Below are 25504 nucleotides of genomic sequence, written 5' to 3'. Positions count from 1 at the left end.
CTATGAACACAACAACTTTTTATAAAGAGATTAAAGAGATAAAAGATTTCTCTTTAATTATGGATAATAATAATTACCATAAAATTCCAGATGATTGGTTTGTAATAGTCTCTGATATTGTTGATTCTACAAAAGCAATAGAAGAAGGTATGTACAAAAAAGTAAATTTTGTGGCTGCTTTAACTATTATTGGTATATTAAATATTGATAAAAATTCAGAATTTCCATATATATTTGGAGGAGATGGTGCAAGTTTAATTATACCTCCCCATTTACTTGATAAGTCAAAAGTTGTTTTAATAGAAACTGCCAAAAAAGCAAAAGAATCATTTGATTTAGACCTAAGAGTGGGAGTTATAAGTATAAAAGAGATTGTTAAAAGAGGCTCTTTTATAGAAATCACCAAGTTTAAAGTTTCTAAAGATTTTACGCAAGCAATAGTTAGAGGAAATGGTCTAGAACTTGCAGAAAATTTACTAAAAAAAGAGTATACAAATTTTAAGATAGATGAAAACTTTACTTATGATTATACACCTGATTTTGTTGGATTAGAGTGCCGCTGGGAAGATATAAAAAGTCCAAAAGATGAAACAAGTTCCTTATTAATTAAAAGTACAAATCCTGAAAAATCAAATGAAATTTACCAAAATACTTTGAATAAAATACATGAAATAGCAGGTTCATATTCACAAAGAAATCCTATAAAAGAGATAAATCAACTTGTTATTTCTTTTAATCCTATGGTTTTAAATGCAGAAGCTTCAGTTTTTTCTTCAAATATATTTTCTAGGTTTTTTTTAATATTACGATTACTCATTGAAAATTTATTAGGAGTTCTTCTTATGAAGTATTCTAGTGGACAATGGAGTGATTATAAAAATAGAGTTATAAGAACAACTGACACTGAAAAGTTTGATGATATGCTTAGAATGGTTATCTCTACAGATAAAGATCAAACAAAAGAGCTTGAAGAGTATTTAGAACAAGAATATCAAATAGGTAACTTAGCTTATGGTATTCATAAATCAAACTCAGCTCTTATGACTTGTCTTATTTTTGAAAGACATGGAAAACATATTCACTTTGTGGATAGTTCAAATGGTGGTTATGCTCTTGCATCAAAAGAATTAAAGGCTAGATTGAAATCAAAAGAATGAAAAATGCATACTAAATAAATATACTACAAATAAGGATATTTATGAGTAAAAAAAGTAAAGCACCTTTTGACCCAAATAGTTTTGATAGTATTACAACTATTGGAAATATAATTGAGAATTTTCCCAAATTACTTTCAATGGACTTTTCAAAAATCAGTCTAAATGATGAACTAACAAGACTCAATTATGAGATAATTTCAAGTGAATATAAAGATTTTGAATATAGCAATATAAAAGAATGTTATCATTATGAAGTAGATAAAATAGTTTAATACTATTTTATCTTAGATGTTTTGCTAAAGCCTCTTTAAAAGGTGCACCTAATACTTCACAAGATATAGATTCTTGTATAAAGTCAAGATTATCTTTTGGATTTGATTTTGCTTTATTTAATTTTGATATTGTTAGATTTGGGAATAATCTTTCAACAAGTTCTACATTATCAGTTTGTTTTACAATCCCCTCTTCTAAAACTTTTGCATACCAACCTGTATATCCATATTTCATTACAGTTTTTAACATCTCTTTATTTTTTGTATTTATACTTAATACATTGCAAGGTTCTCTTGGTTGTGTTACTTGAACTATAGCCTCGCCTAACTTTAAAATATCTCCCACACAAATATCATCTTCAGTAATATCTGATACAAGTAAATTTTCACCCAAAGGTGAAATATCTTTATAGTCTAAATTTATATTTAATACTTCATTTACTTTTTTATAAGTTAAAGAAGAGTAAAAAAGTACTGCTTTATTTGGTCCACCATGGTATTTTTTATTAAATTGATCGTCGCCCTTAAAACCTATATCTGTAAGATATGATTCTTCTACAGTAGTTTTATTTATAGCTGATTGCATTATTTTTTCTTTATTTATTAACTCTTTTGCTTTTCCAACTTTTAGTGATATTATTTTTGATAATATTTTGTTCATATTTTTCTCCTTATTTTAGTCTAAAGCTAAATTCACAGCTTCTATTGCATGTATTTTTGTAGTATCATAAAGTTTTACATCAGTATCATTTGATGAAATTAACATGCATATTTCTGTACAACCTAAGATAATAGCTTCTGCTCCATTTGATACTAATTTCTCAATGATTTTTAGATACTTTTTTCTTGATTCTTCTTTTATAATACCAAGACACAACTCTTCATATATAACTTTATGTATGATTTTTATATCTTCTTCATTTGGTACAAGAACTTCTATACCAAAGTTTTCACTTATTCTATTTTTGTAAAAATCTTCTTTCATAGTAAAAGCAGTACCTAGCAAGCCAACTTTTTTTATATTTTCTTTTTGTAAAACTTTTGCTGTTGCATCTGCAATATGAATTATTGGTATATTTATCTTAGTTTGAATTTGAGGTACAACTTTATGCATAGTATTTGTACAAATCAAAAGAAAATCTGCACTTGCTTTTTCTATATTTTGGGCAGCAGTAGTTAAGATATCAGCTGTTTTATTCCACTGTTCAGTATGTTGTAACTTCTCAATTTCATCAAAATCAACACTATAAATAATTACTTTTGCTGAGTGTAAAGAGCCTAATCTATTTTTTATCTCTTCATTTATCTGTTTATAGTATAAAGCAGTACTTTCCCAACTCATACCACCTAATAAGCCTATTGTTTTCATTTTATAACCATTATCAAATTTTTTAGTACTATAACACAAAAAAGATAAAGTGACATTGTGTTAGACTTCATAAAAATTATTTTCTTGGATATGTTTATGTTTAAATTGATTGTTTTAGGAATTATTGCAGGAGCTTTTTTTAGTACAACTTTTGTATTAAATGAGCTAATGAGTGTATCGGGTGGACATTGGCTTTGGTCTGCAAGCCTTAGATACTTTTTTATGATTTTATTTTTGGTTTTAGTTTTGTTATTTCAAGGTGGAATACGAAGGCTTATTGATGTTTGTAAATTATATATATCTAATTATATCTTTTGGACAATAAGTGGGACTATTGGTTTTGGATTTTTTTATGCCTTAATTTGTTTTAGTGCTGATTTTTCTCCAGGTTGGGTTATAGCTGCAACTTGGCAATTTACAGTTGTGGCTACACTTTTTGTATTAATGTTTTTTGGCAAAAAATTTCCTAAAAAAATTTGGTTTTTCTCTGCACTTGTATTTATGGGTGTTTGTTTAGTAAATCTATCGCATATGGAATCTTTTGATTTAAATGCTTTGTTATTAGGTGGGTTTCCCATTCTAATTGCTTCTTTTTGTTATCCTATTGGAAATCAGCTTGTTTGGGAAGCAAAAAACGGAAATCATAAAAATGTACCACAAATAAAATCAAAGTTATTAAATAATGCTTTTAATAAAGTCTTTTTACTATCTGTTGGTTCTTTACCTTTATGGTTTGTATTAGTAGCAATTATTCAACCAGCTACTCCAAGTGACTCTCAGATTTTTAATACTGCACTTGTAGCTTTGTTTTCTGGTGTTTTGGCTACTTCAATTTTTTTATATACTAGAAACATAGCTAAAGATTCAAATGAAATAGCAGCAGTTGATGCCACTCAAGCTAGTGAAGTAGTGTTTGCTTTAATTGGGGGAATAATATTTTTAGGAAGTGGATCATTAAATCTTACTTCAATTGTAGGACTTTCATTTATTATGGTAGGTTTGTTTTTATTTACAAAATATCAAAATACAATATAATAAAAGCTTTCTTTTATAGAAAGCTTTTATATATTAATAAATTTTTAACATCTCAAATTGAAAATACCAAATAACTATAGAAATAAAATAACCAACTAATATCATCCAAGCATATTTCATATGGCTAGAAAAAGTATATATACCTTTTAGTTTACCCATTACTCCAACACCAGCAGCACTTCCAAAAGATATTAATGAACCACCAATACCAGCAGTTAGAGTAACTAATAACCAATTTGATAAATCCATATTTGGATTTGCTTTTAATATTGCAGACATTACAGGAACATTATCCACAATCGCTGATAAGAATCCAACAGCAATATTTGAATAAATAGGTCCTAAATAATTTGGCTCGTACACAATAGAAGCTAAAGTTAACCATCCTAAGAAATATAAAGCACCAACTGCTGATAAAATACCAAAAAAGAACATCAAAGTATTATTTTCAATTCTTGCCATTGAATGAAATACATCAAAGTGATTTTTACCAAATTTTTTTTGCAATTTAAATGAATATGCTTTTAATAATACTAAACCAAACATCATACCCCACATTGCTGGAAAATCTAACACTTGGTGTGAAATAACTGCCATGACAATAGTTACAGCACCTAAAAAAATAATTGTTTTAGCACCCTCTTTCATTAAGGGAATTTCAACTTCGCTATCAAAAGCAGGTTTTGTTTTTGGAACTACTAAAGATAATAAAAATGCCGTTGCTAAATAACCTAAAATAGATGAAGGAAATAAGTATAAAAAGTCTAAAAAGTCACCTTTCCCTGATGTCCACACCATAAGAGTGGTAATATCTCCAAAAGGGCTCCACGCACCACCTGCATTTGCAGCAACAACTATATTAATAGCTCCTGGGACTAAAAATTCTTTTTTATCTCTTTCAATTGTAAAAAGTACAGTTGATAAAATAAGAGCGGTAGTAAGGTTGTCAGCAAAGGGTGATATAAAAAATGATAATAGCCCAGTAAGCCAAAAAAGTTTTCTATAACTATAACCTTTTGATACAAGATTATATTTTAACCTATCAAAAACTCTCATATGTAGTAGTGATTCAATATATGTCATAGCAACAAACAAAAAGAAAAATATTTCTGCAATTTCTAAAATAACATTTTCTGCTTCTTCATGTACTAATTTTATATCTAAATTATTTGTGACAAAATAAATTGCGATTAATAAAAATGTAAAAATACCAACAAACAGTGCTGGAACAGATTTATCAATTCCATATTTTTCTTCATTTGCTATTACATAGTAACCAACAACAAATAAAAATAAAGAGATAATACCAACCCATGTATTTGTTAAATCTGGCTCGCCTAAATTAGTTGCATATGCAACATTTGATAAAAAAAGAGCTAAAATACCAAAAATTTTAAACATTATAATTTCTCCTGGAGTTTTGTGCCGTTATTGTATTCAATATTTATTTAAATAAGATAATACTTAATAAAAAATAATTAAATATTATCTCAAATAATTATTTAATTGAGATATAAATCTCTATTTCATCTTCTTTTACATACTTTTCAAAGTCAATACTATATTTTCTTTCATATTCATTATTATTTTCAAAGTATTCCCAAATCTCAACCCAAGTCTCAACTACAACATCAGGTAGTTCACCTTTTTTTGAGAAAACTAAGTATCTTTCATCTTTTATTACTAAAGCATTTTTTGGTTTAGTAACTTCTACACCAACAGTTACTTTATAATCACCTGTTACATCACTTGTATAGTCACTATAAACACCATACATATATTTACTATTTGCTTTATTGAAAGTACTTCCATAAATATTCTTTTCAATATAATCATCCCATAATTGAGGTATTTTACCATTTTCAGATTCAAATTCAAGCTTATTATTTGTGACAATACTAAGACCTGAAATCATTAAGTTTTTTACTCTTGTTACTTTCATATTCTCTCTTTTATATTTTTTAGAAATGATTATATAGAAAATAAACTACTTTTATCTTGAAGTTAAAAAGTAGAGAAGAAATCTCTACTTTTATTTTAGTTAGGTTGTTTGAAGATTGTTAATTCTGGAGCTTTTTTAGTATATTTTTCAATATTTACTAAAGCTGTATTTGAACTATTACCCATCGCAAGTTCTGATGTTGGTATATCTTTAGTCAAAAGGTTTGCATTACCGTTTTTACATAATGTACCAATTTTTCCTTTTTCCAAAGGATCATACCAAGCACCCTCTTGTACTCTTACAATTCCAGGTTTTAATCCATCAGTTACAACTGCACCTGTTAAGATTTCACCTCTATCATTAAATACTCTTACCACATCACCAGATTTGATGCCTTTTGCTTTTGCATCTTGAGTATTAATCCAAATTGGTTCTCTATCTGCAACTGCATATTTTTTTCTTAAACTTGTATTATTAAGTTGAGAATGTAGTCTATGACTAGGGTGTGGAGAAATCAATGCAAATTCTGCAGGTTTTTCTTTCATACCTGTCCATTCAGCTGGTTCTAACCAAGTTGGATGTGCTTTACAATCTTTATAATTCATTTTTTCTATAGTTTTAGAATAAATCTCTATTTTTCCAGATGGTGTTCCAAGTGGATTTAAAATTGGATCTTCTCTAAAGTCAGCATATCTTACAAATTGTGTATTTTCATATGGAACATCAAAAGTTATTGGTTGATTTTTAGTCCAAAACTCTCTAAATGTTGGCATTGGTAATTTCATTTTTTGAGCTTGTTCATAAGCTTTTGTATAAAATTCTTCTACCCATTGCATATCAGTTTTATTTTGAGTATATTTATCAAATACACCAAACTCTTTTGCTAAGTCACTAAAAATTTGATAATCATCTCTTGCTTCAAATTGTTTTTTAACTGCTTGTTTCATAGGAACAATATTAAGGTTAGAATAATCACCTGTCATTGTAATATCATTTCTTTCATATGAAGTTGTTGTTGGCATTACAATATCTGCCATTCTTGCAGTTGGTGTCCAGAATGCTTCATTAACAACAACAGTTCTTGGTTTTCTCCAAGCTTTTAATAATGTATTTGTATCTTGATGATGAACAATTGGATTTCCACCTACCCAATAAATAAAATCAATCTCTGGATAAGTAACTTTTTTACCATTAAAGTCTATTGTTTTTCCTGGGTTTAAAAGTGCATCTGCAATTCTTGCAACAGGGAAAGAGAATTTAGCTGCATTTTTTAACCATGCTGCTCCACCTTCATCTTTTGAAGGAGTTACATTTGCTGTAATACCACCTATAATTGCACTTTTTGCAGTAGGAACTCCACCGTTTGAATAGTGATATGATAACCCAAATCCACCACCAGGAAGTCCAATTTGTCCAATAACTGAAGCAAGAGTTACTAACATCCAGTGAGGTTGTTCACCATGATGAGATCTTTGCATTCCCCATCCAGACATAAGCATAGTTCTATTATCATAAAATAAATTAGCCAAAGAACTAATAGTTTTTTCATCTAATCCTGAGATTTTTGATGCCCATTTAGCACTTTTAACGATACCATCTTCTTTTCCATATATATACTCTTTAAATTTATCAAAACCTTCTGTATATTCAGCTAAAAAATCTGCATCATATTTTTTTGCTTCTAATAATGTATGTACCATCCCCATCATCACTGCAACATCTGTATTTGGATTTGGTGCAATCCATTGTGCATCTAGATATTCACAAGTTTCTGTTTTAAAAGGGTCAATACAAATTATTTTTTTACCAGATTTTTTTAGTTTTTCAAAATATTTAAATCCATTTTCATCACTTGAAGTCCATGAAATTTTTAAAGTTGCAAGTGGATTTGCTCCCCAAATTACAACAACTTTTGAACTTTCTAGTACAACAGGCCATGAAGTTTGTTGTTCATATACTTCAAGTGTACCTAAAACATGTGGCATAATTACTTGTGATGCTCCAGTTGAATAATCACCAACTGTTCCTGTAAATCCACCTGTTGCAGTCATAAATCTATGCAATAAAACTCTACAGTTATGGATACTACCACTACTTTTCCAACCATAACTTCCTGCAAAAATTCCTTCTGCACCTTTTTCTTTTCTTGTTTTTTTAAGCTCTTTTGATATTAATTTTATTGCTTTTTCATATGGAACTCTTACCCATTCATCATTACCTCTTAATTCAGGTTTAGGACTATCTGGATTTTCTAAATAAGATTTTCTTACCATTGGGTATCTTACTCTATCATCTGCATATACTAAATCTTGAGTATAATGTTGTAATGAATTCTCAATATCAGAAGTTTTTTGATAAGGTTCAGATTTTACTACTTTCCCATCTTTTATAGTCAATTTAAGCATACCCCAGTGAGCAGCTGTCAATATTTCACCATTTTGAACTAATTTTGTAGAAAATTTTGCAATTGTGCCTGCAAGTAATTCTCCTCTATTTGTAATTGCATCAATAAATGGAACTGTACTAAATAATGCAGCAACTCTAATAAATCCTCTTCTTTTCTGATCAATATTTTTCATTTTATTCACCTTTCATATCTTTTGCATGTTTTTGCAAATATTGTGTTACTAAATGTCTATCTTGTTTTGGAATAGCAGTTCTATTTACCATCGCTTTAAACATACTTGGCCATTGATTAGCTGTATACTCATTTACAGGATGTGCAGGATGACAAATTGCACAATTGTTTTTATATAAATCATCTGCTTTTTCATATAAAGGTTTTAAGTCTTTACTTAGGTTCTCATTTTTTGTATATGCAGTTAAAACTACTTTTTCCCACTCTACACCATCTTCATCTTTACTTGTTGAAAGTTTTTTTACATCGAACTTTCCACTTTTGCTAAGTCCAGCAATCAAAATTCTTTTCCCTTTTACGAAGTAAATGGCATTTGATACTCCAGCTTTCATAAAACCTTCAATTTCTATTTTAGATTTATCTGAATTCTTTTCTACCACTATAACTTTTGATGTAGGTAAAAGTCTACCTTTACTTGAATTACTATCAGCAGTTTCATATAAATTTTTTACACTACTACTGTACATAGTTTCACTCGCATATAGTGAAACTGTTAAAAAAGTAATTCCAAGAATTATACTCTTTTTCATGTTGCTCCTTTAATTTTATAATTAAGAGTATATATGAAAAAAAAGTCCTATTAATTGAAAAAAAGTGTAGAAAAAGTGGGAAAACTTATTTTACTTTTATTCTAAAAAGTGCTCCTTCTTTTGTATTTTTTACATCAATAAATCCATGCATATTATCTTCAACAATTACTTTTGTCATATATAAACCTATTCCGGTACCTCTTTTCTCACCTTTAGTAGTAAAATAAGGTTCAAACACTAAATTTATATCTTCTAATTTAATTCCTCCTGCGTTATCTTCTATTTTAATTATTGTAAACTCTTTACCAACTTTTATACTTAAAATTATAATTGGATTTTTAATTTTTCTTGATATTAACGCATCTTTTGCATTTGAAATTATATTTAATATGGCATGGGAAAATTCGTTTGAATAACCTTCTATTTTATTATCTTCTTGAATATCAAAAATCAATTCTATATTATTGTTATTTAAAGAAGCATTGATAATTGATACAGCTTTTTTACACACTTCTAATACTGAAAATTTATCTTTTTGTTTTGAAGGTTTAAAAAAGTTTTGAAAATCACTTATTGTAGTAGACATATGTTCTGTAATCTCATTACATGTTTTTATACTTTTTAAAAGATGTTCTTCTTCAAGTTTTCCATATCGAGTTATAGTCTCTATTTCCATCAATACTGCATTTATTTCACCTAATGGTTGTCTCCATTGATGAGCAATATTTCCTATCATCTCACCCATTGCAGCTAGTTTTGATTGTTGAATCATTAGTTTTTCTTGATTTGTTCTATGATTGATTTCTTCTAATATTTTATTTTCTAAATTTCCTATCATTTCGTTCATAACATTTTTTAATACATTTAGTTCATTGGATTTTGCCTGTGTTTCTAGTCTTTTACCAAATTTACCCTCTTTTAAATAATCTAATGTAAAAGTAGCTTCTTGTATCAGTCTATAGTCATCTTGCAAATTTTCTTTAATCAATTTTACTTTTGTATTAATAGCTTCTGCCATTAATCCAAGTTCATCTCTACTTGTTATATCAATATGCAACTGTTCTTTATAAGCAGTAGGATTTGTTAAATGTTTAAAAAATTTCTGTAACCCTCTTTGTACACTTTCTATTTGTTTTACTATTTTAAAAACAACAGTTAAATTAATAATAAATCCAAAAAAACCAATAATTAAAACCCCTAAAAGAATATATATATTATTTATCTTTATATCATTTTTCAATTCTTTTAATTTTTTTTCAGACTCTTGTAAATTCTTTTTTTGAATTGTTTTTAGCTTATTAATCAAAAAGTAAAAACTATCTCTTTCAACAGATGAAGTATTCATAAAAGCACCTTCATCAAAGCCTTCTAAAGAGTATTCTCTAGTTTTTAAAACTAATTTTTTATAATTTTCCCATGCTTTTTTATTATCAGGTATTTCATTTGAAAATTTTTTATCTAATCTAATTAAAATAGGTGAGATTTTTTCATCAAACTTCTTTTTAAAATCATCATTTGGAGATATTACTAAAGATAGAGTTACTTCTCTTAATAAAAAAAGTTCTTCTATATAAAAAGTTTGAATCTCTTGTGTATCTTTAAAGTTTATTACAACATTATTTGAATTAGTAAAACTATCTTTATTTATTTTTAATGATAATAAAGCTAACAACACTAATGAAATAAGAGCAATAAGCCCCAATATAATAAACTTCTGTCGTATTTTTAAATTATTCATTTTTAATCCTAATTGGATAAAGGTAATTTAATCTACTTTTATCTAACTTTTCTTTTCTAATAGACCAATGAAAAGGTGTAATTTTTGCATTCCATAAAGGGAAAGTTGACATCTCTGAAGGATGGTAAGATACTTCTTTATTTAAAGCAATTACTATATTTGGTGAAGGCAAGACTAATGTGTAGGCTTTCTCATAACTATACAATAAGATTTTATTTACCTCTTTTTGAAACTCTTTTGAATTTGTATCTAGTTTAAATAATTTTTCAAACTCATTTACTAAATAATCATCTTTATCAATTGAACACCAATTAGCTTTTGTATATAATGTAAAAAATGCTGTCCAAGGACTTCCATTCCAATCCTCATTTCCCCAAATCAATAAATCCCAATCATAAATATTTTTTCTATTTTTCAAAAGTTTTTCTAAAACAACTTTTTCATCACTAGTTATTGTATAGATTAACTTTACTCCATATTTTGACAATTGGTATTCAACTCCTTTCCAAACAGACATAAACCTATCTTGGGTAATAACTTTTAACTCTAAACCATTTAAAATATTATGCAACTGTTTTTGAGTAAATCTTGGTTTTTTGTTTAAGTATTTTTTTGATAATTCTTTTGCAAAATAAGTATTAGAAGATAATAAAAATGGCGATACACTCGCTTCATTTCTAAAAGCAAACTTGATTAATTTTTTTTGATCAATTGCATCATTTAAAGCTTGTCTTACTTTTATATTTTTAAGTTTTGAATCTTTCTTTATTAGATTCATATGAACTGTTAAATTACCATGTGAGGGAGAGATCAAAAGCTTCGCATATTTTGAATTTACTATTTCAGTTTTTTTATTATAAGGAATATAAGCAATATCAAGTTTTCCCTCATGTTTTGAAATATCATTAATAACTTCTTTTGTTGGAATCTCTGTATAAATAGTGATTTTATTTATATAAGGTTTGTTTTTTTCAAAATAATATGGATTTGCAGTTAAAACTATCTTTTTACTCTGTTTTAATCCTGTGGCATAACCTTGAGCCATGATATAAGGACCTGCCCCATAAAGACCCGGACCTTTTGTGTTTTGAGCTGTTAAACTTGGTGTCCAATTATATTTTTCATAATATTTTTTTGTATAAAAATTTATTACACATAAATCATTTAATAACATTCCATAAGGTATTTTCAAGTGTATTCTTATTTTATAATCATTTAACTTTTCAACTGAGTCTAATGCATTATGAATATTACTATATAAAAAAGGCCCATCAATAAAATGTTTAAAATTTTCAACTACAGAATCAGCATCAAATTTTGTACCATCTTGATATTTAACATCATCTCTTAACCAAAAGTCATAGGTAAGTGCATCTATCTTTTTATGTTTATATGCTAAATAATAATCCCATCCTCTTTTAGAATCACTTAGTTTTACCAAAGTACCATTAATCAAACTTATTAAATTGAAATATGGAAGAGTTGGCATATAAACTTTTAGTTCGGAGTCATTTGTTATCTTATTTATAAGAATTTTATTAGTTTGATCATGCTTATATGTTATTGGTTCATTTGAAAATAAAAAGCTAACATATAAGAAAATTAAAAAAAATTTACGCAACTTTATAACCAATACCTGATAAATTGACAATAAAATCTTTTGGCAATTTTTTTCTTAGGTTTCTAATCAAAGAACGCAAAGCATTATCTGTCATAACACTATCTTGCCAAACAACTTCTTGTAACTCTTCAAATGAAGTTACACTATCAATATTTTTGAAAAGAAGTTCTAAAAATAGAATCTCTTTTTTTGTTAAAGTAATCATTTCATCTTTATGCAATAAAATTTTTTGGTTCCAATCATATGTATAATCATTAGGAAGAGTCCTTTTTAAATTAGTAGCATTAGAAAAATTTTTTTGACAATCTTCCAAAGCACTGATTAATTTTTCCAAAGTAATTGGTTTAAGAATATATTTTTCAATATGCATATCAATAAGTTGTAATAAATACTTTTCACTTGTATATGCTGTGACCACTATAATACAAGTATTTTTATCTTTTTTTCTAACTTCATGAATAAAGTCTGCGCCATTCATTTTGGGCATTTCCAAATCAGTGATAATTAAATCAGGAGTAAAATTTTGAAGTTTTTTCAATGCGTCTATCCCATTTGAAGCTGAAATAACTTCAGCAACAATATATTCTAAGGACGAGACAATCTTATTTCTTATAAGATCTTCATCTTCTATAAATAAAACCTTTAAACTCTTCAAAAACTTATTTGACATTTTTTCCCCTTTTATTCTTTTTAAAATTATTTATTCACTACAAATCTCAATGCCCATTTTTAAGAATCCTGTAAAGGCAGCATTGTCAAAAGATAGTGGTCCTGAAACTTTTGATTTGATATTATCTAAAACTTTAGTGTATTTTTTATAAAACTCATAAGATGGTCTTGGTTTATATATTAAATTAGGAATTTCTAGATATTTTATGATCTTCTTAGTTGTTGTTGGTTTAATAAAATACTCTGTTTGCCTATTAAAACTATAAGGGACAAGAGTTACTAAAGTCCACTTTGCCATACCAAATTCAGCTAAAAATTCTACAAGTCCATCAAAACCATTTTTTTTATTTCCATACAATAATTCATATAACTCAATACTAAGCATATCTTTTTCATAAGAAGTCAAAGCTTTAATTACATCACGAAGTTTTACCTTATCAAAAAGTGATACCATAACGGACTTTTGAATAGTTTTAAAATATGCTTCTGTAATAAAATGCGGATCTGAAAAATTATCTTTTTTAAAAGCTTCTTTTGCATAAGTTTCTAATTTTTCAGGATTGAATTTTTTAATCATACGTATTAACTTTTCATCCTCAAATCCCTTTGGATAGGCATCAAAAAACTCTGATTCTACATCTTTTAATTTTTCTATGTTCATTACAAGAACCTCAATTATATTTAAATATATAAAATTTAACTTTGTATTGTAACAAAAAAAGTTAAAACAAAAAATAATTAATAAAGAAATAAATAATATAAGAATTATTCTTATTTTTTTAAGCAGATAATGTTTCTTTAATTAAAATAATAATATTCTTATAAAAAAACTTTTTATAAGCAGAAAAATGTCAAAAACTATTTTATTAATTACTATTCCTGTTTTTTTATACTCAATTCTTTCAAATTTTGAAATAGATCAAAATAATTTACTTCTTATAAGTATAGTTTTAACAACTATACTCTTTTGGGCAACAAATTTAGTCCCAGGTTTTTATAGTTCATTACTTTTTCTATTTGCATGCGCTGCTTTTTCATTAAGTTCAAAAGAGCTTATTTTTTCAGGATTTGCTTCATCTGCATTTTGGTTAGTTTTTGCAGGTATGTTAATTGGAACAGCCATAAAAAATGTAAACTTAACACATAGATTCTCAAAAATCTTTTCGAATTTAAAAAATGTAACTTATTTAAATATCATAATCTCAATTACTATCTTCTCAGCTCTTACTAGTTTTGTTATGCCTTCAAGTGTAGGAAGAGTTGTGATGATGGTTCCTATAGCAATAGCAGTTGCTAATAGTTTTGGATTTAAAGAGAATGATAAAGGTTATATTGGTATTTTATTAACTTTTATCATTACAACATCAATGTCTGGGTTTGCAATTCTTCCTGCGAATATTCCAAACATGATATTAACAGGTTTATCTTCACAACTTTACAATTATGATATTTTGTATTCTCATTATTTGATTACTAACTTTTTAGTTTTTACTATTTTAAAAGATATTATAATAGTCGTGTTAATTTATAACTTTTTTAACGATACTCCAAAAATTATAAATAAAAATAAAACAAAGCTGAAATTCTCAAAAAATGAATTAATAGTGATTTTTACTATTTTACTTATGATTACTTTTTGGGCAACTGATTTTATACATAAAATTTCTCCTAGTATTATTGCAATATGTGGAATACTTTTTTTAGCAATACCTTCAATTGGAATAATAAAATCAAAAGATATAAATAGTATAAATTTTTCTTCTTTATTATATGTAGCAACAATCATAGGTCTTGGAACTGTTGTGGCACATAATGATTATATAAAAGAGGTATTATCTAGTTTGATTAACTTATATGTACCATCACAATATCCAATATTAAACTATATGAAAGTGACTTTAGTTATGTCACTAACAGGAATAATCGCTACACAACCAAGTATTCCTGCCATATTTACACCCATGGCAGAACAAATTTCTAATGTAACTGGTTTTAGTTTTGATCAAATACTTATGATGCAAGTAGCAGCTTATTCAAATATATTTTTTGCCCACCAAGCACCACCTTTAATAGTAGGTCTTGCACTTTCTAAAATAAAACAAAGACATATTTTAAAAGTATTAATTACTTTGGCTTTATTAACCACACTGTTTTTATATCCATTACAGTATTTCTGGATAGAGTTTTTAAACTCATTTTTATAAAAAGCTTTCTTTATTTTGTATCAATCTGTCAAATAATACTCAACAGTTGATACAACTCTGATTTTTTTTATTTGTGGGTTATTCTTATCCCTTTGAGAGATTGAAAATTGACCTTGTGAAGCTTTTTTTATTTTTCCTAATTTGCTTTTCGAATCAAAGGCAAATTTTTGAGCTACTTCTCTTGCTTTTTTTGTAGCCTCTTCTATCATTTTAGGTTTTACTTCATTTAGTTTTGTAAAAATATATTCAGTACGGCTTCCATAATTATCACCTGAGAATACTATACCTTGTTTTCCAAGTTTTGATAGTGAAGTTTTTACAGCTCGAACTGCATCAATATTTTTTGAATACACAGTTATTGTTTGTCTAGCATTGTATCTATAGTTTATCTTTTCATTTCCATATTGTTGTGCTACTTTATCTGTGATTTCAGGAGCAGAAAAAGTTATCTCACTTTTTTCTATACCATTTGAAAGCAAGAAATTATCTATTTTTTCATTGTTTTTATCAATCGAATTATATATTTCTTCAAGATTGTTACTTACTTCGGTATAAGTAATAGGCCATATTACAATATCAGCCTTATATTCTTTTTCAGAAAGACCTTTAACATTAACAGTTCTATCAAATTGTTTATACTCTACAATTGCACTTTTAAAAAAATACCCTAAAGTACTTAAACCTAAGAATATAAATATTCCCAAAATCAAAAAACTTGTTTTACTATTTTGTTGCATTGTATTTTCCTTATTTTATATAAGTCTCTTTATATTTTATATACCATTGGTTGGTAATCTAAACCTTTAAAATGTTCTTGTTCTCCACTTTTTTCAAATCCAATAGTTTCATAAAAAGGCACTGCATATAAAGAGGCATTTAACTTCATATTCGATACATCCATATTTGTTTTTACACACTCAAAAAGTTTCTTTGCAATACCTTTTTTATGAAATACTTCATCAACAAAAAGATGAAATAGTTTGTTTTCTTCTTTTATAGCTATATATCCTACTATTTTCTCACTTATTGTATAAATATAATGTTTATAATTTTTATCTTTTATTCTTTCTATAAAGCCATTTTCACTAATCTCCTCTTCAAACCAAGTTGGAGTTTGTTCAAAAAGATATGATAATAAACTTGTAACTAATATGCTTAACTCTTTTGCATCTTTTAGTTTTGCTCTTCTTATAAACTCATTAGTCAAAGGAAGATTTTTTGACATCTTATCGTATCCTTCATAAGATTCTAAACTATCTATTACCAGATCAAGGGGTTTAACATAATTTTGTGCTAAATCATATTCGTTATCTTTTAATTCAAAAGCTAATTTTTCAATAGGTGGGTTAAATTGAGCATCAACACCTTTTTTATTTCCTCTCACATCAACACGATACCAACCATATTTTTTCAAATACACAATATTTAATCCATGTAAACAATAAATATTTTCTTCATACTCACCACAACTAAGACGTTGATAACAAAATCCTGTAGGAATATTATTTGCTCTTAAAAGTGCTGCAAGAAGGTGAGATTTTGCATAACACCAGCCTGTTTTATATTTTAATACCTCACTTGCTTTCCAAGTAGTTATATCTGCTTTTATATCACCACTATGAGATATTTTATCTCTTACATAAAGAAAACAGTTCTTAACTATTTGTTCATCTTTTGTACAGCTCTTTGATAGGTTTTTAGCCAAATCTTGTATCTCTTGGTTTTTAAAATCAATAATTGTTGATTCTTCTAAATAATCTTTTAAACTCATAAATACATCCACTTTAAATGAAGAAATTTTTTTATTTTACTTTATCATAATATATTTTAATATTTATCAAGCCTTTTAACCTTCATAAAACATCCATTTAAATAAAATTGTTTTTACTATTTTACTTAAAGGTTCATTATGCTTTCAAAAAATATCCATTTTATTATTGCATTTTTACTTGTTGCTTTATCTGTTTTACTGACAATTTTAGTTCCTGGTGGTCCAATAGAGACAAGAGATTTTTCTCACTACAGTGAAACTGTTTTAACTTTGTTTAATATCTTTCTTACAACATTGGGACTTCTGAGCTTTGTTGTAGCTTTTTTGATAGTAAAAAAGAAAAAATATTCTATTACTTTAAGTGCTATTTTTGCACTACTTTATATTTTTGTATATGTGATTGATTTGTTTAAAATCTTTCCTATAAGTCCTGTAAAGATGTCATCAACCCTATTTTTTATAGAAACTACAAGTACAATAATTGCATTTATAATAATATCTTTATGTATAAAATTCAATAATATTGAAGCTAAAAATAATGAAAACATATCTATAAAATTCTCTTTTTATAAAATAACTTTACTTTTAATAGTTTTATTATTTGCTATAGGAATAGTGATTTTTGCAACAAAATCGGCAATGGGACAATAATTTAAAAATACTATCCTATTTTATTTATTATTCATACTTTATATTAAAACCTTCATTTTTTTTTGGTTCTTGAAAATATTTTGTGATAGCATCAAAAGTTGATTCATCTATAAAAGGTATATCTTTTGGTAGATTTTCATTTCTTTTTTTCAGTTGCTCTTTACACACTTCATCACTTCTTTTTATATAATACAAAATATGTTCAACATTTGCTGTTTCAAATATATCTTTAAACCACTCCCTTTGAGAAACAGTATTTGCAGGGAAATCTAAAACAACTTCATTGCCTTTTTTTAAAAGTTGAATAACAAATTCAAACATTGTATCTTTTAATCTTTTTGAATACTTTATATAATCTTCAATGGTTTTTATTTCATTGGGATATAACTTTTTTAAAAGCTCATCTTCACTTAAAAAAATTGCATTATTTTCATTTGCTATTTTTGTTGATAGTGTAGATTTCCCTGCTGCCATTTTTCCACACATAAAATGTAATCTATTTTTCATTTTCTATCCTTTGCATACTAAAATTTATTAACTCTTCATTGGCTCTTTTGACTATATTTTTCTTTACTTCTATAAAACCAAACTTCTCAAAAAATGGCTTCGCAGTGATACTTGCATCTACTTTTAATAAAGTTTGTTCTTTCTCTTTTGCTATTTTAAAAATATGATTTAAAAGCATCTTTCCTATACCACAACCTTGATATTTATAGTGTACATAAAAACAATCAATATAATCCTCATAAAACTCTGCAAATCCTACAAGTTTTTTATCAAGTATTGCCAAATAGGGTTTTGTTTTATTTAATCTTTCTTCCCAAGACTTATAATCAATATTTGGATTTGCCCAAGCATTTAATTGCTCTTTTGTATAATCTTTATTGCATGTTTTATGAATAGTATTTACAAATAGTTTAGGTATTATTTTTTGATATTTTTTATCATATTTTATTAGTTGCATTTAATTCCTTTAACTCATAAAAATCATCTACACCTTTTAAGATAGTGTAAATTCTCGCATTAATATTTTTTATAAAAGTTTTATCATGACTTACAACGATTAAAGTGTTTTGATACTCTTTTAAGGCTTGTTCTAAAGATTGTATTGAATCTATATCCATATGATTGGTTGGTTCATCTAATATTATAAGTTGTATATTATCCAATAAAGCCTTTGCAATAAAAAGTTTTCTAAGCTCTCCGGGACTTGTATTTTGATTGTTTAAAAGATTTTTAGGATTTGAAGATAACCTTTGAATAAGAGTAAAAAGTTCACCTTTTTTTTCATTGTTCAAACTCTTTATTGCTTCAAAAAGATTTTCTTTTTGTTTTAAATCTATTTCTTGGGGAAGATATAAATAGCTTTTAAGGGGTGTTATTTTTGAAATAAGTAGCTTTAAAAAACTGCTTTTCCCTACACCATTGTCACCTATTATGGCTATTTTATCACCTTTATTCAAAGATAGATTTTCATATTTTAAAATCTTTTTTTCACCTAAAGATAATTGAGCTTTTTGCAAAATAAAAGAAAACTTCTCTTTTTTACTCTTTTCATCTATTATTGAAATACCTTTGTCAAAACTTTTTTCTATTTCATTTTTTTTAGAGGACAACTCTTGGGCTTTTTTAGAAAAACTTGTCACAAGTTTTGAATCAGATTTATCTTTTCCTGTAAGTTTTGCTAAGTTTATTTTCTCTTTTAGACTTTTGTCTTTTGTATTTATGTTTTTTTTGGATAATCTGCTTTTTGATTGGGATACTTTCTCTTTTTGTACTTGAATATTGTTTTGCAATTTTTTCACTTTATTGTTTATATTTTCATTCTCTTTTTGCAAAAAGTTAAAATATAAATCTAACTCTTCTATTGCCTTTTGGAAAGTGGTTTTATAGTTATAGATTTTTTTATTTTTTATAATAACTGTATTATTACACAAAGAGTTCAAAAGTTCTCTGTCATGACTTATTAAGATACCAATCCCTTTAAAGTTTTTCAAACTCTTTATCAATATCTCTTTTGTTTTTATATCCAGATGATTACTTGGTTCATCAAGCAATAAAACATCAGGTTCTAAAAAAAGAGCAATCGCTATTTGTATGCGTTTTCGCTCCCCAAAACTGAGAGTTTCCCACCTATAAAACCACTCATCTTCTATGTGAAGCAACTCTTTTAGCTTAAATGTTTTTGTATTGTATGTATAAATAAACTCTTCAAAACCATTTGGTTTTTCATGAAGTTCTTGTTCACAATAATAGACCAACTCATTGCCAACAATACTACCCTCTTGTGGTTTTAGTATTTTGGCAATGAGTTTAAAAAGTGTGGTTTTACCTGAACCATTTGAGCCAACTAAACAGCTCCAACCCTTTTCAAAACTCAAATTAAGATTTAAAAAAATTTCACTGCTTGTGTATTTAAAAGTAAGATTATTTATTTGTAGATATTGCATATAAATTCCTTGATATATCTATATTTAGTATCAAGGATAAGTTAAATTTTACCCTTGAATTAGAGTAAACTGTTCATTGTTTTTTCCTTTTGTATTTATACGATAGTATATCGTTTTTCATTTTATAATTATTTAAAAAGTAACTCTTCTCTTTGTTTTTTTGTTAGTTTAGATACTATTAAATCATATGATTCATTGACCATATCTTTTACTATCTCTTCTTTTATAGTCCCATCTAAGGTTATAGTATTCCAATGCTTTTTATTCATATGATAACCTGGATTTACACACTCATAAATATCTCTATAGGCTATGGCATCATTTGGATCACATTTCAAATTTATATTTAGTGGAGTTTTTTTCAAACTAATAAGACCAAACATCTTATCCATAACTTTAAAGACCATAGTATCATCACCAAAAGGAAAATCTTTTGTTGCACATTGTTTAGCCATAAATATATCTTCTATTTGTTCTAGGTTCATTATTTGTTAACTCTTTTTTAATTTTTAAATTTATTGAACGGATTTAGTATAATCAATGGCATTTTGAATCGCTTTTTTAGATTGAGGAGAGTTTTTCCAACAACTATTTTATCTACATATTTTACTTCTAAAGCTTTTGTTTTTATTCTTTTGAATTAGATTATATTATCTAAGTAGATTATCTGTTAAATACCATTTATTTAAAGTGTCTTTAATGCCTTTTTCTACTCCCTGAGTATTTGGAAATAATGTAGTGGAAGTCATTCCTACTTTTTCGCATAAATCATATAAATTGATAACTTCATCTATTGGTAAAGTTATTTTTAGTAAAGGAGTATTTGATAAAATCGAAAATATATTTTCTAATCCTTTTACAACAAAACTTTCACCTCTATTGCCATTATGAGGATGAACAGTAAATAAACCTTTTTGAGAAGACATATTAAGTGAGGAACTTCTAGGAACATACAAAGTTTTAAAATCGTATAAATTTTTAAGTTCTAAATTTAATACCCAAATTGCTATCTTTTCATCACCTTTAAGTCCTTCTTTTTCTAAAAGTTCTATATATCTATAAAATGCTGAAGATACTGCAAAATACATAGCAACATATGGAGATTCAGTCCAATCTAATAATCTTGTAGGAACAGAATGATGTTGAGCCATTGCCATTAATTCAAATATTTCTTCGTTAGGCCATAAAGATGGATTACGCAAATACTTATCTATATTATTTGTATTGAGATTATTCTGTCTAAAATTTATTGAATCATTTGGAATTTTTATACCTAAATTATCACAGTACTCTACAAATTTATTTAAAATAGATAATTCATTAAAAATTTGAAAATCTGCAGGAGATTCTTCTTTAAATAATTTCATAAGTTGATTATTCTTATTCTTTCTTAAAACAGAAGGTACTAATCCCCACTTTGAATTAGACTGCCCTCGATAAATTAGTTTACAAGGATCATCAAATAATTTATTAGTTGGACTTAATAACTCCCATAATTCATTTGCAGTTTTACAATGTATTTCTTTAAACGACTTTTCTTTCATTATTTACTTTCAATTATTTCTATTTTATTTTTTATTTTTCACAAACTAACATTTACTTTCTATACTAGATAATATTTCGTATTTATCATACCTAACTAAAATAATTTGAATAAATTTTTTCCTTAAAAATTCTTAATCAAATCCACATAAACAGCAGTTAAACCTTCTACTTCTTTAACTGTTGTTCTCTCACCAATACTATGAATAGTATCATTTATAACTCCAAATTCTATGGCTTCTATACCAAAGGCTCCAAAATATCTAGCGTCACTTGTTCCTCCATGGGTTGAGTGTTTTGTAGTTACTCCTAAAACCTCTTTTATAGAGTTTTCCATAGCTTTGACTACTTTTGATTCTTTGTTTGTCACAAAGGGGAATGAACCTTGTGTAGTTCTAAACTCGTAGTCTAAACCTTTTAGATTTTCATGTATAAACTCTTCTACAGACTCTCTTGTAGTATTTGTTGAATTTCTTACATTGAACATAAGTTTTAGTTCATTTGGTGTTACATTTGTAACTTCCATACCACCTCTTATATCAGTTATTACCATCTTTGATGGGGCGAAATATTCATCGCCATCATCTAAGTTATGCCCTGCTAGTTTTGGTAAAATTGAAGCAAAATTATGAACTGGATTTATACATTTTTCTGGATATGCAGCATGTCCTTGTTTACCTTTTATAGTGATATATCCATTTATACTTCCACGTCTTCCTACTTTGATAGCATCACCAAAAATCTCTTCACAAGTTGGTTCTGCTACAACTGCATAGTTTGGTATAAAGTTTATTTCTTTTAGGTGTTCAAGCATTTTGATAGTACCGTAAGTTCCTTCACCCTCTTCGTCACTTGTCATAAGAATAGAAAGTGTTCCATCAAAATTTTGGGCATGTTCACAAGCATATAAAAAAGCTGCATCTCCACTTTTCATATCTTGAGCACCTCTTGCACTTATAACTCCATCTACAACTTCTGCTGCAAAAGGGTCTATTTCCCAACCCTGCCCTACAGGTACTACATCAATATGTCCTGCAAAACATAAGTGTTGAGCTTTTTCATTGAACTTTTTATAATAAAACCTATTTTTCGTACCTTCTAAGTCAAGTTTTATACATGTCCATTCCTCACCTAAATACTCTTCTATAAAATCAAAAGCTCCATCATCATCGGGGGTAAGTGATTTAAATCTTAATAATTTTTGAAATAATTCTATAATAGTCATCTGTTTCCTTTAAAGTGGATATTGTAACAAATTTGTTATTTATTTTGCTATAATAGATTAACTAATTAGTTGGAGTTTCCTATGAAAAATAATCTTTTTATCAAAATTTTACTATCAATATTTTTAATTTATTCTCTATTAGGTTTCTTCTTAATACCTTATATTGCAAAAGACCAAATAATCAAAAATCTTGATAATTTACTCATTTATAAAAGCAAGTTAGAAAAAGTAAGTTTCAACCCATATACTTTGGATTTAAAACTTGATGGTTTTTCTATATCAAATAAAGATGAGAAATTAGTAGGATTTAAAAGCTTTGAAATTGACTTTTCCTTTTTAAAGTCAATTCATGAATATCATATTAGCTTTAAGAAAGTAAATCTAATAAAGCCTTATGTAAATATTGTCCAAGATGAAAATGGTAATATTAATTTAGCATCTATTATGAAACCACAAGAAGAAAAAACTGAAGAGAAATCAACAAATGAAAAATCTTCTATTCCTTTATTTGAAATTACGAAGATTCAGATTTTAGATGGAGATTTTCTTTTTACTCAAATATTTAATTCAAAAAAAACTACAACAAAAATACATAATTTTAACTATACCTTTTATGACTTAGGTACTTTAAAAAACTCTTTAGCATCTCATAGTCTTAATACAATTATAAATAAAGATACAAAATTATTCATTGATGGAGGAATAAGACTTATACCTTTTAAAATGTATGGAAAAATAGAACTTAAAAATCTTCATGCAAAGGAATATGTAGGATATTCAAAAGATTTATTAAACTTCACAATTGATAATCCAACTTTAAATTTAAACTTAGGATATAATCTTGATACCTCTAAAGACATAGAACTATATATAAATAAAGCAAATCTTGAATTAAAAGATTTAAATATTGTGAAAGATAAAGAGACACTAGCAGGATTAAAAAGCCTTGAACTCAAGGACTTAAATTTTGACTATACAAAACAAAAATTAAGTATCAAAAACATAGTTTTAAATAAGCTTTTTGCAAATATATCATCATATAAAAATAATACACTAAACATTGATAATCTAATAAATACTGAACCTAATATTGAGAAAGAAGAGACTACAAATAATAAACCATGGTTAGTTGATTTAAACTCTTTTACAATAAACAACTCTTATTTTTTATATGATGATTTAAAAAATAAAACTACAGTAGATGCAAAAAATATAAATGTATTATTGAAAAAATTATCAATTGTAAATGATAATATTACAATTGATGAATCAACTGTTGGAACAAAAAATATAAAAATAAATAACAATTCAGATAATACAAAAATTGAAGCTAAAAATATAGAGATAAATCTTCACAAGTTTTTAAAAGATAAGGACAAAATTAAACTATCAAGTGTAGATATTCCAGATTCATATACTTCAATAGTATTAGGGAAAAATGAAAATGGTAAGGAAAAAGCTGTAAAAGAAGAGATAAATACAAATAATGAGAAATCAAATACTTATTTAGATATAGGTCCTATAAATATCAAAAATGGCCAATTATTATTCGAAGACAGAACTTTAAAAACACCTTTTAAAACTAATATTACAAAATTAAATGGTAATCTTTCTGAACTTAACTCAAAAAGTTCAAAACCAACACAACTGAAACTTATAGGGAAAATTGATGAATATGGATATACAAAGATTACAGGAATTGTAAATTTAGATGATATTAAAATACTTACAGATGTAAATCTAATATTTAAGAATATAGCCATGAAAAGCTTTACACCTTATTCAGACAAATTCATAGGAAGAGACGTTAAACAAGGAAAATTAAATTTAAATTTGCATTACAATATTACAGAATCAAATTTAAAAGCTCAAAATAGTGTCATTATTGATAAAATTGAACTTGGAAAATTGATTGATAAAAATAAAGGTTCGAATCTACCTTTAGAACTTGGAATCGCTCTATTAGAAGATTCTGATGGCATTATTGATATTGATTTGCCAATTAGTGGGAATTTAGATGACCCACAGTTTTCTATTGCCCCAATAATTTGGAAAGTATTTAGAAATCTTATTATCAAATCAGTTGCATCTCCATTTTCACTTTTAGCTTCTATTTTAGGTGTAAATCCTGAAGAAATGAAAAAAATTGAATTTGTTTATGGAGAAAGTAATCTAATTGATTCAGAGAAAGAATCGTTAAATAATATTGCTAAAGTTTTTGCAAAGAGACCAAGTCTTGCTTTAAAAGTTGAGCCTGCATATGATAACATCAAAGATAAAATGGCTTTACAAGATATAAGATTAGAAGAGTTAATCTCTAAAAAAAGTGAAAATATTAAAGATGGTGACAAATATTTATTAGCCTTAGAATCTATTTATAATGGGGAAATTTCCCTTCAAGAATTAAAAGAGAAATCAATGGTAAAACAAAATGATAAAGTGATTCTAGATAAAACATCTTACATATCTAAAATCAAAGCACTTATGTTGCCAAAAATAGATATTACAAAAGAAGAATTAGAAAACTTAGCAAATAGTAGAATATCATCAATTAAAAAATATCTTTTAGAACAACACAAAATTACAGATAATAGGTTATTTATAATTCCTAAAATAAAAGTTTTAGATAATAAAAAAGCAAAATATGTTGAATTTCCTCTAGCAATAGATATTAAAAAGAAGTAGTAAAA

Annotated in this window: 24 protein-coding genes; 6 read left to right on the top strand and 18 right to left on the bottom strand. The window is 26.7% G+C overall.

Annotated elements, in window-relative coordinates; all coding sequences use genetic code 11:
- Positions 1 to 2: 2 nt before the first annotated feature.
- Together ACNI3D_RS08400 and ACNI3D_RS08395 are read left to right on the top strand one after the other, a co-directional pair.
- Complete coding sequence (locus tag ACNI3D_RS08400; RefSeq protein WP_419768972.1) at positions 3 to 1157, top strand: DUF3095 domain-containing protein; 1155 nt, start codon at positions 3 to 5, stop codon at positions 1155 to 1157.
- 41 nt (positions 1158 to 1198) lie between these two features.
- Positions 1199 to 1429: a hypothetical protein gene (locus ACNI3D_RS08395; RefSeq protein ID WP_419768971.1), complete on the top strand. Its 231-nt coding sequence runs from the start codon at positions 1199 to 1201 to the stop codon at positions 1427 to 1429.
- Positions 1430 to 1436: 7 nt separating this feature from the next.
- Here the strand turns inward: ACNI3D_RS08395 and ACNI3D_RS08390 are convergent, their stop codons facing one another.
- Complete coding sequence (locus ACNI3D_RS08390) at positions 1437 to 2090, bottom strand: MOSC domain-containing protein (RefSeq protein WP_419768970.1); 654 nt, start codon at positions 2088 to 2090, stop codon at positions 1437 to 1439.
- 15 nt (positions 2091 to 2105) lie between these two features.
- Complete coding sequence (locus tag ACNI3D_RS08385) at positions 2106 to 2798, bottom strand: aspartate/glutamate racemase family protein (RefSeq protein ID WP_419768969.1); 693 nt, start codon at positions 2796 to 2798, stop codon at positions 2106 to 2108.
- 96 nt (positions 2799 to 2894) lie between these two features.
- Here ACNI3D_RS08385 and ACNI3D_RS08380 point away from each other — a divergent pair, with 96 nt between their 5' ends.
- On the top strand, positions 2895 to 3833 hold the full coding sequence (locus tag ACNI3D_RS08380; protein WP_419768968.1) for a DMT family transporter: 939 nt from the start codon (positions 2895 to 2897) through the stop codon (positions 3831 to 3833).
- A gap of 33 nt (positions 3834 to 3866) precedes the next feature.
- Here ACNI3D_RS08380 and nhaD read toward each other — a convergent pair whose 3' ends face one another.
- From nhaD to ACNI3D_RS08340, 8 genes are all read right to left on the bottom strand, one after another.
- The gene (gene nhaD / locus ACNI3D_RS08375; protein WP_419768967.1) at positions 3867 to 5234 is read right to left on the bottom strand and encodes a sodium:proton antiporter NhaD; all 1368 of its coding nucleotides are present in this window, start codon (positions 5232 to 5234) and stop codon (positions 3867 to 3869) included.
- 97 nt (positions 5235 to 5331) lie between these two features.
- Entirely contained in the window at positions 5332 to 5775 is a 444-nt protein-coding gene (locus ACNI3D_RS08370) for a GyrI-like domain-containing protein (RefSeq protein WP_419768966.1), read from the bottom strand.
- Between the two features lie 95 nt (positions 5776 to 5870).
- A complete protein-coding gene (gene torA / locus ACNI3D_RS08365) occupies positions 5871 to 8354 on the bottom strand; it encodes a trimethylamine-N-oxide reductase TorA (protein ID WP_419768965.1) in 2484 nt (827 codons plus the stop codon).
- A gap of 1 nt (position 8355) precedes the next feature.
- Entirely contained in the window at positions 8356 to 8943 is a 588-nt protein-coding gene (locus ACNI3D_RS08360; protein ID WP_419768964.1) for a cytochrome C, read from the bottom strand.
- Positions 8944 to 9028: 85 nt separating this feature from the next.
- Positions 9029 to 10681 (bottom strand): sensor histidine kinase, encoded by a 1653-nt coding sequence (locus tag ACNI3D_RS08355; RefSeq protein WP_419768963.1) that lies wholly within the window; start codon positions 10679 to 10681, stop codon positions 9029 to 9031.
- On the bottom strand, positions 10674 to 12302 hold the full coding sequence (locus ACNI3D_RS08350; protein ID WP_419768962.1) for an ABC transporter substrate-binding protein: 1629 nt from the start codon (positions 12300 to 12302) through the stop codon (positions 10674 to 10676). Before ACNI3D_RS08350 ends, ACNI3D_RS08355 begins: the two co-directional genes overlap by 8 nt.
- On the bottom strand, positions 12295 to 12972 hold the full coding sequence (locus tag ACNI3D_RS08345) for a response regulator transcription factor (protein ID WP_419768961.1): 678 nt from the start codon (positions 12970 to 12972) through the stop codon (positions 12295 to 12297). Before ACNI3D_RS08345 ends, ACNI3D_RS08350 begins: the two co-directional genes overlap by 8 nt.
- A 30-nt stretch (positions 12973 to 13002) precedes the next feature.
- The gene (locus tag ACNI3D_RS08340; protein WP_419768960.1) at positions 13003 to 13632 is read right to left on the bottom strand and encodes a hypothetical protein; all 630 of its coding nucleotides are present in this window, start codon (positions 13630 to 13632) and stop codon (positions 13003 to 13005) included.
- Positions 13633 to 13819: 187 nt separating this feature from the next.
- On the opposite strand from ACNI3D_RS08340, the gene ACNI3D_RS08335 reads away from it, so the two are divergent.
- The gene (locus ACNI3D_RS08335) at positions 13820 to 15175 is read left to right on the top strand and encodes an SLC13 family permease (RefSeq protein ID WP_419768959.1); all 1356 of its coding nucleotides are present in this window, start codon (positions 13820 to 13822) and stop codon (positions 15173 to 15175) included.
- A gap of 20 nt (positions 15176 to 15195) precedes the next feature.
- On the opposite strand, the gene ACNI3D_RS08330 is transcribed toward ACNI3D_RS08335, so the two are convergent.
- Both ACNI3D_RS08330 and ACNI3D_RS08325 read right to left on the bottom strand, forming a co-directional pair.
- Positions 15196 to 15912 carry an SIMPL domain-containing protein gene (locus ACNI3D_RS08330; protein ID WP_129099137.1) on the bottom strand — a complete coding sequence of 239 codons (717 nt, stop codon included), beginning with the start codon at positions 15910 to 15912 and terminating at the stop codon, positions 15196 to 15198.
- 29 nt (positions 15913 to 15941) lie between these two features.
- Positions 15942 to 16946, bottom strand: coding sequence for a GNAT family N-acetyltransferase (locus tag ACNI3D_RS08325; protein WP_419768958.1), 1005 nt, complete (start codon positions 16944 to 16946; stop codon positions 15942 to 15944).
- A 138-nt stretch (positions 16947 to 17084) separates the two neighbouring features.
- On the opposite strand from ACNI3D_RS08325, the gene ACNI3D_RS08320 reads away from it, so the two are divergent.
- Positions 17085 to 17597 (top strand): DUF8051 family protein, encoded by a 513-nt coding sequence (locus ACNI3D_RS08320; RefSeq protein ID WP_419768957.1) that lies wholly within the window; start codon positions 17085 to 17087, stop codon positions 17595 to 17597.
- A gap of 27 nt (positions 17598 to 17624) precedes the next feature.
- Here ACNI3D_RS08320 and ACNI3D_RS08315 read toward each other — a convergent pair whose 3' ends face one another.
- From ACNI3D_RS08315 to dapE, 6 genes are all read right to left on the bottom strand, one after another.
- Positions 17625 to 18104 (bottom strand): P-loop nucleotide/nucleoside kinase family protein, encoded by a 480-nt coding sequence (locus tag ACNI3D_RS08315; protein ID WP_419768956.1) that lies wholly within the window; start codon positions 18102 to 18104, stop codon positions 17625 to 17627.
- Positions 18094 to 18561 carry a GNAT family N-acetyltransferase gene (locus tag ACNI3D_RS08310; protein WP_419768955.1) on the bottom strand — a complete coding sequence of 156 codons (468 nt, stop codon included), beginning with the start codon at positions 18559 to 18561 and terminating at the stop codon, positions 18094 to 18096. Before ACNI3D_RS08310 ends, ACNI3D_RS08315 begins: the two co-directional genes overlap by 11 nt.
- Positions 18542 to 20047, bottom strand: a complete 1506-nt coding sequence (locus tag ACNI3D_RS08305; protein WP_419768954.1) for an ATP-binding cassette domain-containing protein — start codon at positions 20045 to 20047, stop codon at positions 18542 to 18544. The genes ACNI3D_RS08310 and ACNI3D_RS08305 overlap by 20 nt, the downstream gene beginning before the upstream one ends.
- A 128-nt stretch (positions 20048 to 20175) precedes the next feature.
- Positions 20176 to 20532 carry an MmcQ/YjbR family DNA-binding protein gene (locus ACNI3D_RS08300; RefSeq protein WP_419768953.1) on the bottom strand — a complete coding sequence of 119 codons (357 nt, stop codon included), beginning with the start codon at positions 20530 to 20532 and terminating at the stop codon, positions 20176 to 20178.
- A gap of 165 nt (positions 20533 to 20697) precedes the next feature.
- A complete protein-coding gene (locus ACNI3D_RS08295) occupies positions 20698 to 21591 on the bottom strand; it encodes an FRG domain-containing protein (protein WP_375723667.1) in 894 nt (297 codons plus the stop codon).
- A gap of 122 nt (positions 21592 to 21713) precedes the next feature.
- Complete coding sequence (gene dapE, locus ACNI3D_RS08290; protein WP_419768952.1) at positions 21714 to 22814, bottom strand: succinyl-diaminopimelate desuccinylase; 1101 nt, start codon at positions 22812 to 22814, stop codon at positions 21714 to 21716.
- An 81-nt stretch (positions 22815 to 22895) separates the two neighbouring features.
- Here dapE and ACNI3D_RS08285 point away from each other — a divergent pair, with 81 nt between their 5' ends.
- A complete protein-coding gene (locus ACNI3D_RS08285; RefSeq protein ID WP_419768951.1) occupies positions 22896 to 25499 on the top strand; it encodes a DUF748 domain-containing protein in 2604 nt (867 codons plus the stop codon).
- Positions 25500 to 25504 lie beyond the last annotated feature (5 nt).

It is taken from the genome of Arcobacter siniprincipis (SeqCode) (genome assembly GCF_048571125.1).
Taxonomy (GTDB): domain Bacteria; phylum Campylobacterota; class Campylobacteria; order Campylobacterales; family Arcobacteraceae; genus Arcobacter; species Arcobacter siniprincipis.
The sequence above is the reverse complement of the archived record's forward strand: the minus strand, read 5'-3'. Positions and strand labels throughout refer to the sequence as shown.

Coding starts and splice junctions, on each gene's coding strand:
- ACNI3D_RS08400 (WP_419768972.1), top strand. CDS start 3: ATGAACACAACAACTTTTTATAAAGAGATTAAAGAGATAAAAGATTTC.
- ACNI3D_RS08395 (WP_419768971.1), top strand. CDS start 1,199: ATGAGTAAAAAAAGTAAAGCACCTTTTGACCCAAATAGTTTTGATAGT.
- ACNI3D_RS08390 (WP_419768970.1), bottom strand. CDS start 2,090: ATGAACAAAATATTATCAAAAATAATATCACTAAAAGTTGGAAAAGCA.
- ACNI3D_RS08385 (WP_419768969.1), bottom strand. CDS start 2,798: ATGAAAACAATAGGCTTATTAGGTGGTATGAGTTGGGAAAGTACTGCT.
- ACNI3D_RS08380 (WP_419768968.1), top strand. CDS start 2,895: ATGTTTAAATTGATTGTTTTAGGAATTATTGCAGGAGCTTTTTTTAGT.
- nhaD (WP_419768967.1), bottom strand. CDS start 5,234: ATGTTTAAAATTTTTGGTATTTTAGCTCTTTTTTTATCAAATGTTGCA.
- ACNI3D_RS08370 (WP_419768966.1), bottom strand. CDS start 5,775: ATGAAAGTAACAAGAGTAAAAAACTTAATGATTTCAGGTCTTAGTATT.
- torA (WP_419768965.1), bottom strand. CDS start 8,354: ATGAAAAATATTGATCAGAAAAGAAGAGGATTTATTAGAGTTGCTGCA.
- ACNI3D_RS08360 (WP_419768964.1), bottom strand. CDS start 8,943: ATGAAAAAGAGTATAATTCTTGGAATTACTTTTTTAACAGTTTCACTA.
- ACNI3D_RS08355 (WP_419768963.1), bottom strand. CDS start 10,681: ATGAATAATTTAAAAATACGACAGAAGTTTATTATATTGGGGCTTATT.
- ACNI3D_RS08345 (WP_419768961.1), bottom strand. CDS start 12,972: ATGTCAAATAAGTTTTTGAAGAGTTTAAAGGTTTTATTTATAGAAGAT.
- ACNI3D_RS08340 (WP_419768960.1), bottom strand. CDS start 13,632: ATGAACATAGAAAAATTAAAAGATGTAGAATCAGAGTTTTTTGATGCC.
- ACNI3D_RS08335 (WP_419768959.1), top strand. CDS start 13,820: ATGTCAAAAACTATTTTATTAATTACTATTCCTGTTTTTTTATACTCA.
- ACNI3D_RS08330 (WP_129099137.1), bottom strand. CDS start 15,912: ATGCAACAAAATAGTAAAACAAGTTTTTTGATTTTGGGAATATTTATA.
- ACNI3D_RS08325 (WP_419768958.1), bottom strand. CDS start 16,946: ATGAGTTTAAAAGATTATTTAGAAGAATCAACAATTATTGATTTTAAA.
- ACNI3D_RS08320 (WP_419768957.1), top strand. CDS start 17,085: ATGCTTTCAAAAAATATCCATTTTATTATTGCATTTTTACTTGTTGCT.
- ACNI3D_RS08315 (WP_419768956.1), bottom strand. CDS start 18,104: ATGAAAAATAGATTACATTTTATGTGTGGAAAAATGGCAGCAGGGAAA.
- ACNI3D_RS08310 (WP_419768955.1), bottom strand. CDS start 18,561: ATGCAACTAATAAAATATGATAAAAAATATCAAAAAATAATACCTAAA.
- ACNI3D_RS08305 (WP_419768954.1), bottom strand. CDS start 20,047: ATGCAATATCTACAAATAAATAATCTTACTTTTAAATACACAAGCAGT.
- ACNI3D_RS08300 (WP_419768953.1), bottom strand. CDS start 20,532: ATGAACCTAGAACAAATAGAAGATATATTTATGGCTAAACAATGTGCA.
- ACNI3D_RS08295 (WP_375723667.1), bottom strand. CDS start 21,591: ATGAAAGAAAAGTCGTTTAAAGAAATACATTGTAAAACTGCAAATGAA.
- dapE (WP_419768952.1), bottom strand. CDS start 22,814: ATGACTATTATAGAATTATTTCAAAAATTATTAAGATTTAAATCACTT.
- ACNI3D_RS08285 (WP_419768951.1), top strand. CDS start 22,896: ATGAAAAATAATCTTTTTATCAAAATTTTACTATCAATATTTTTAATT.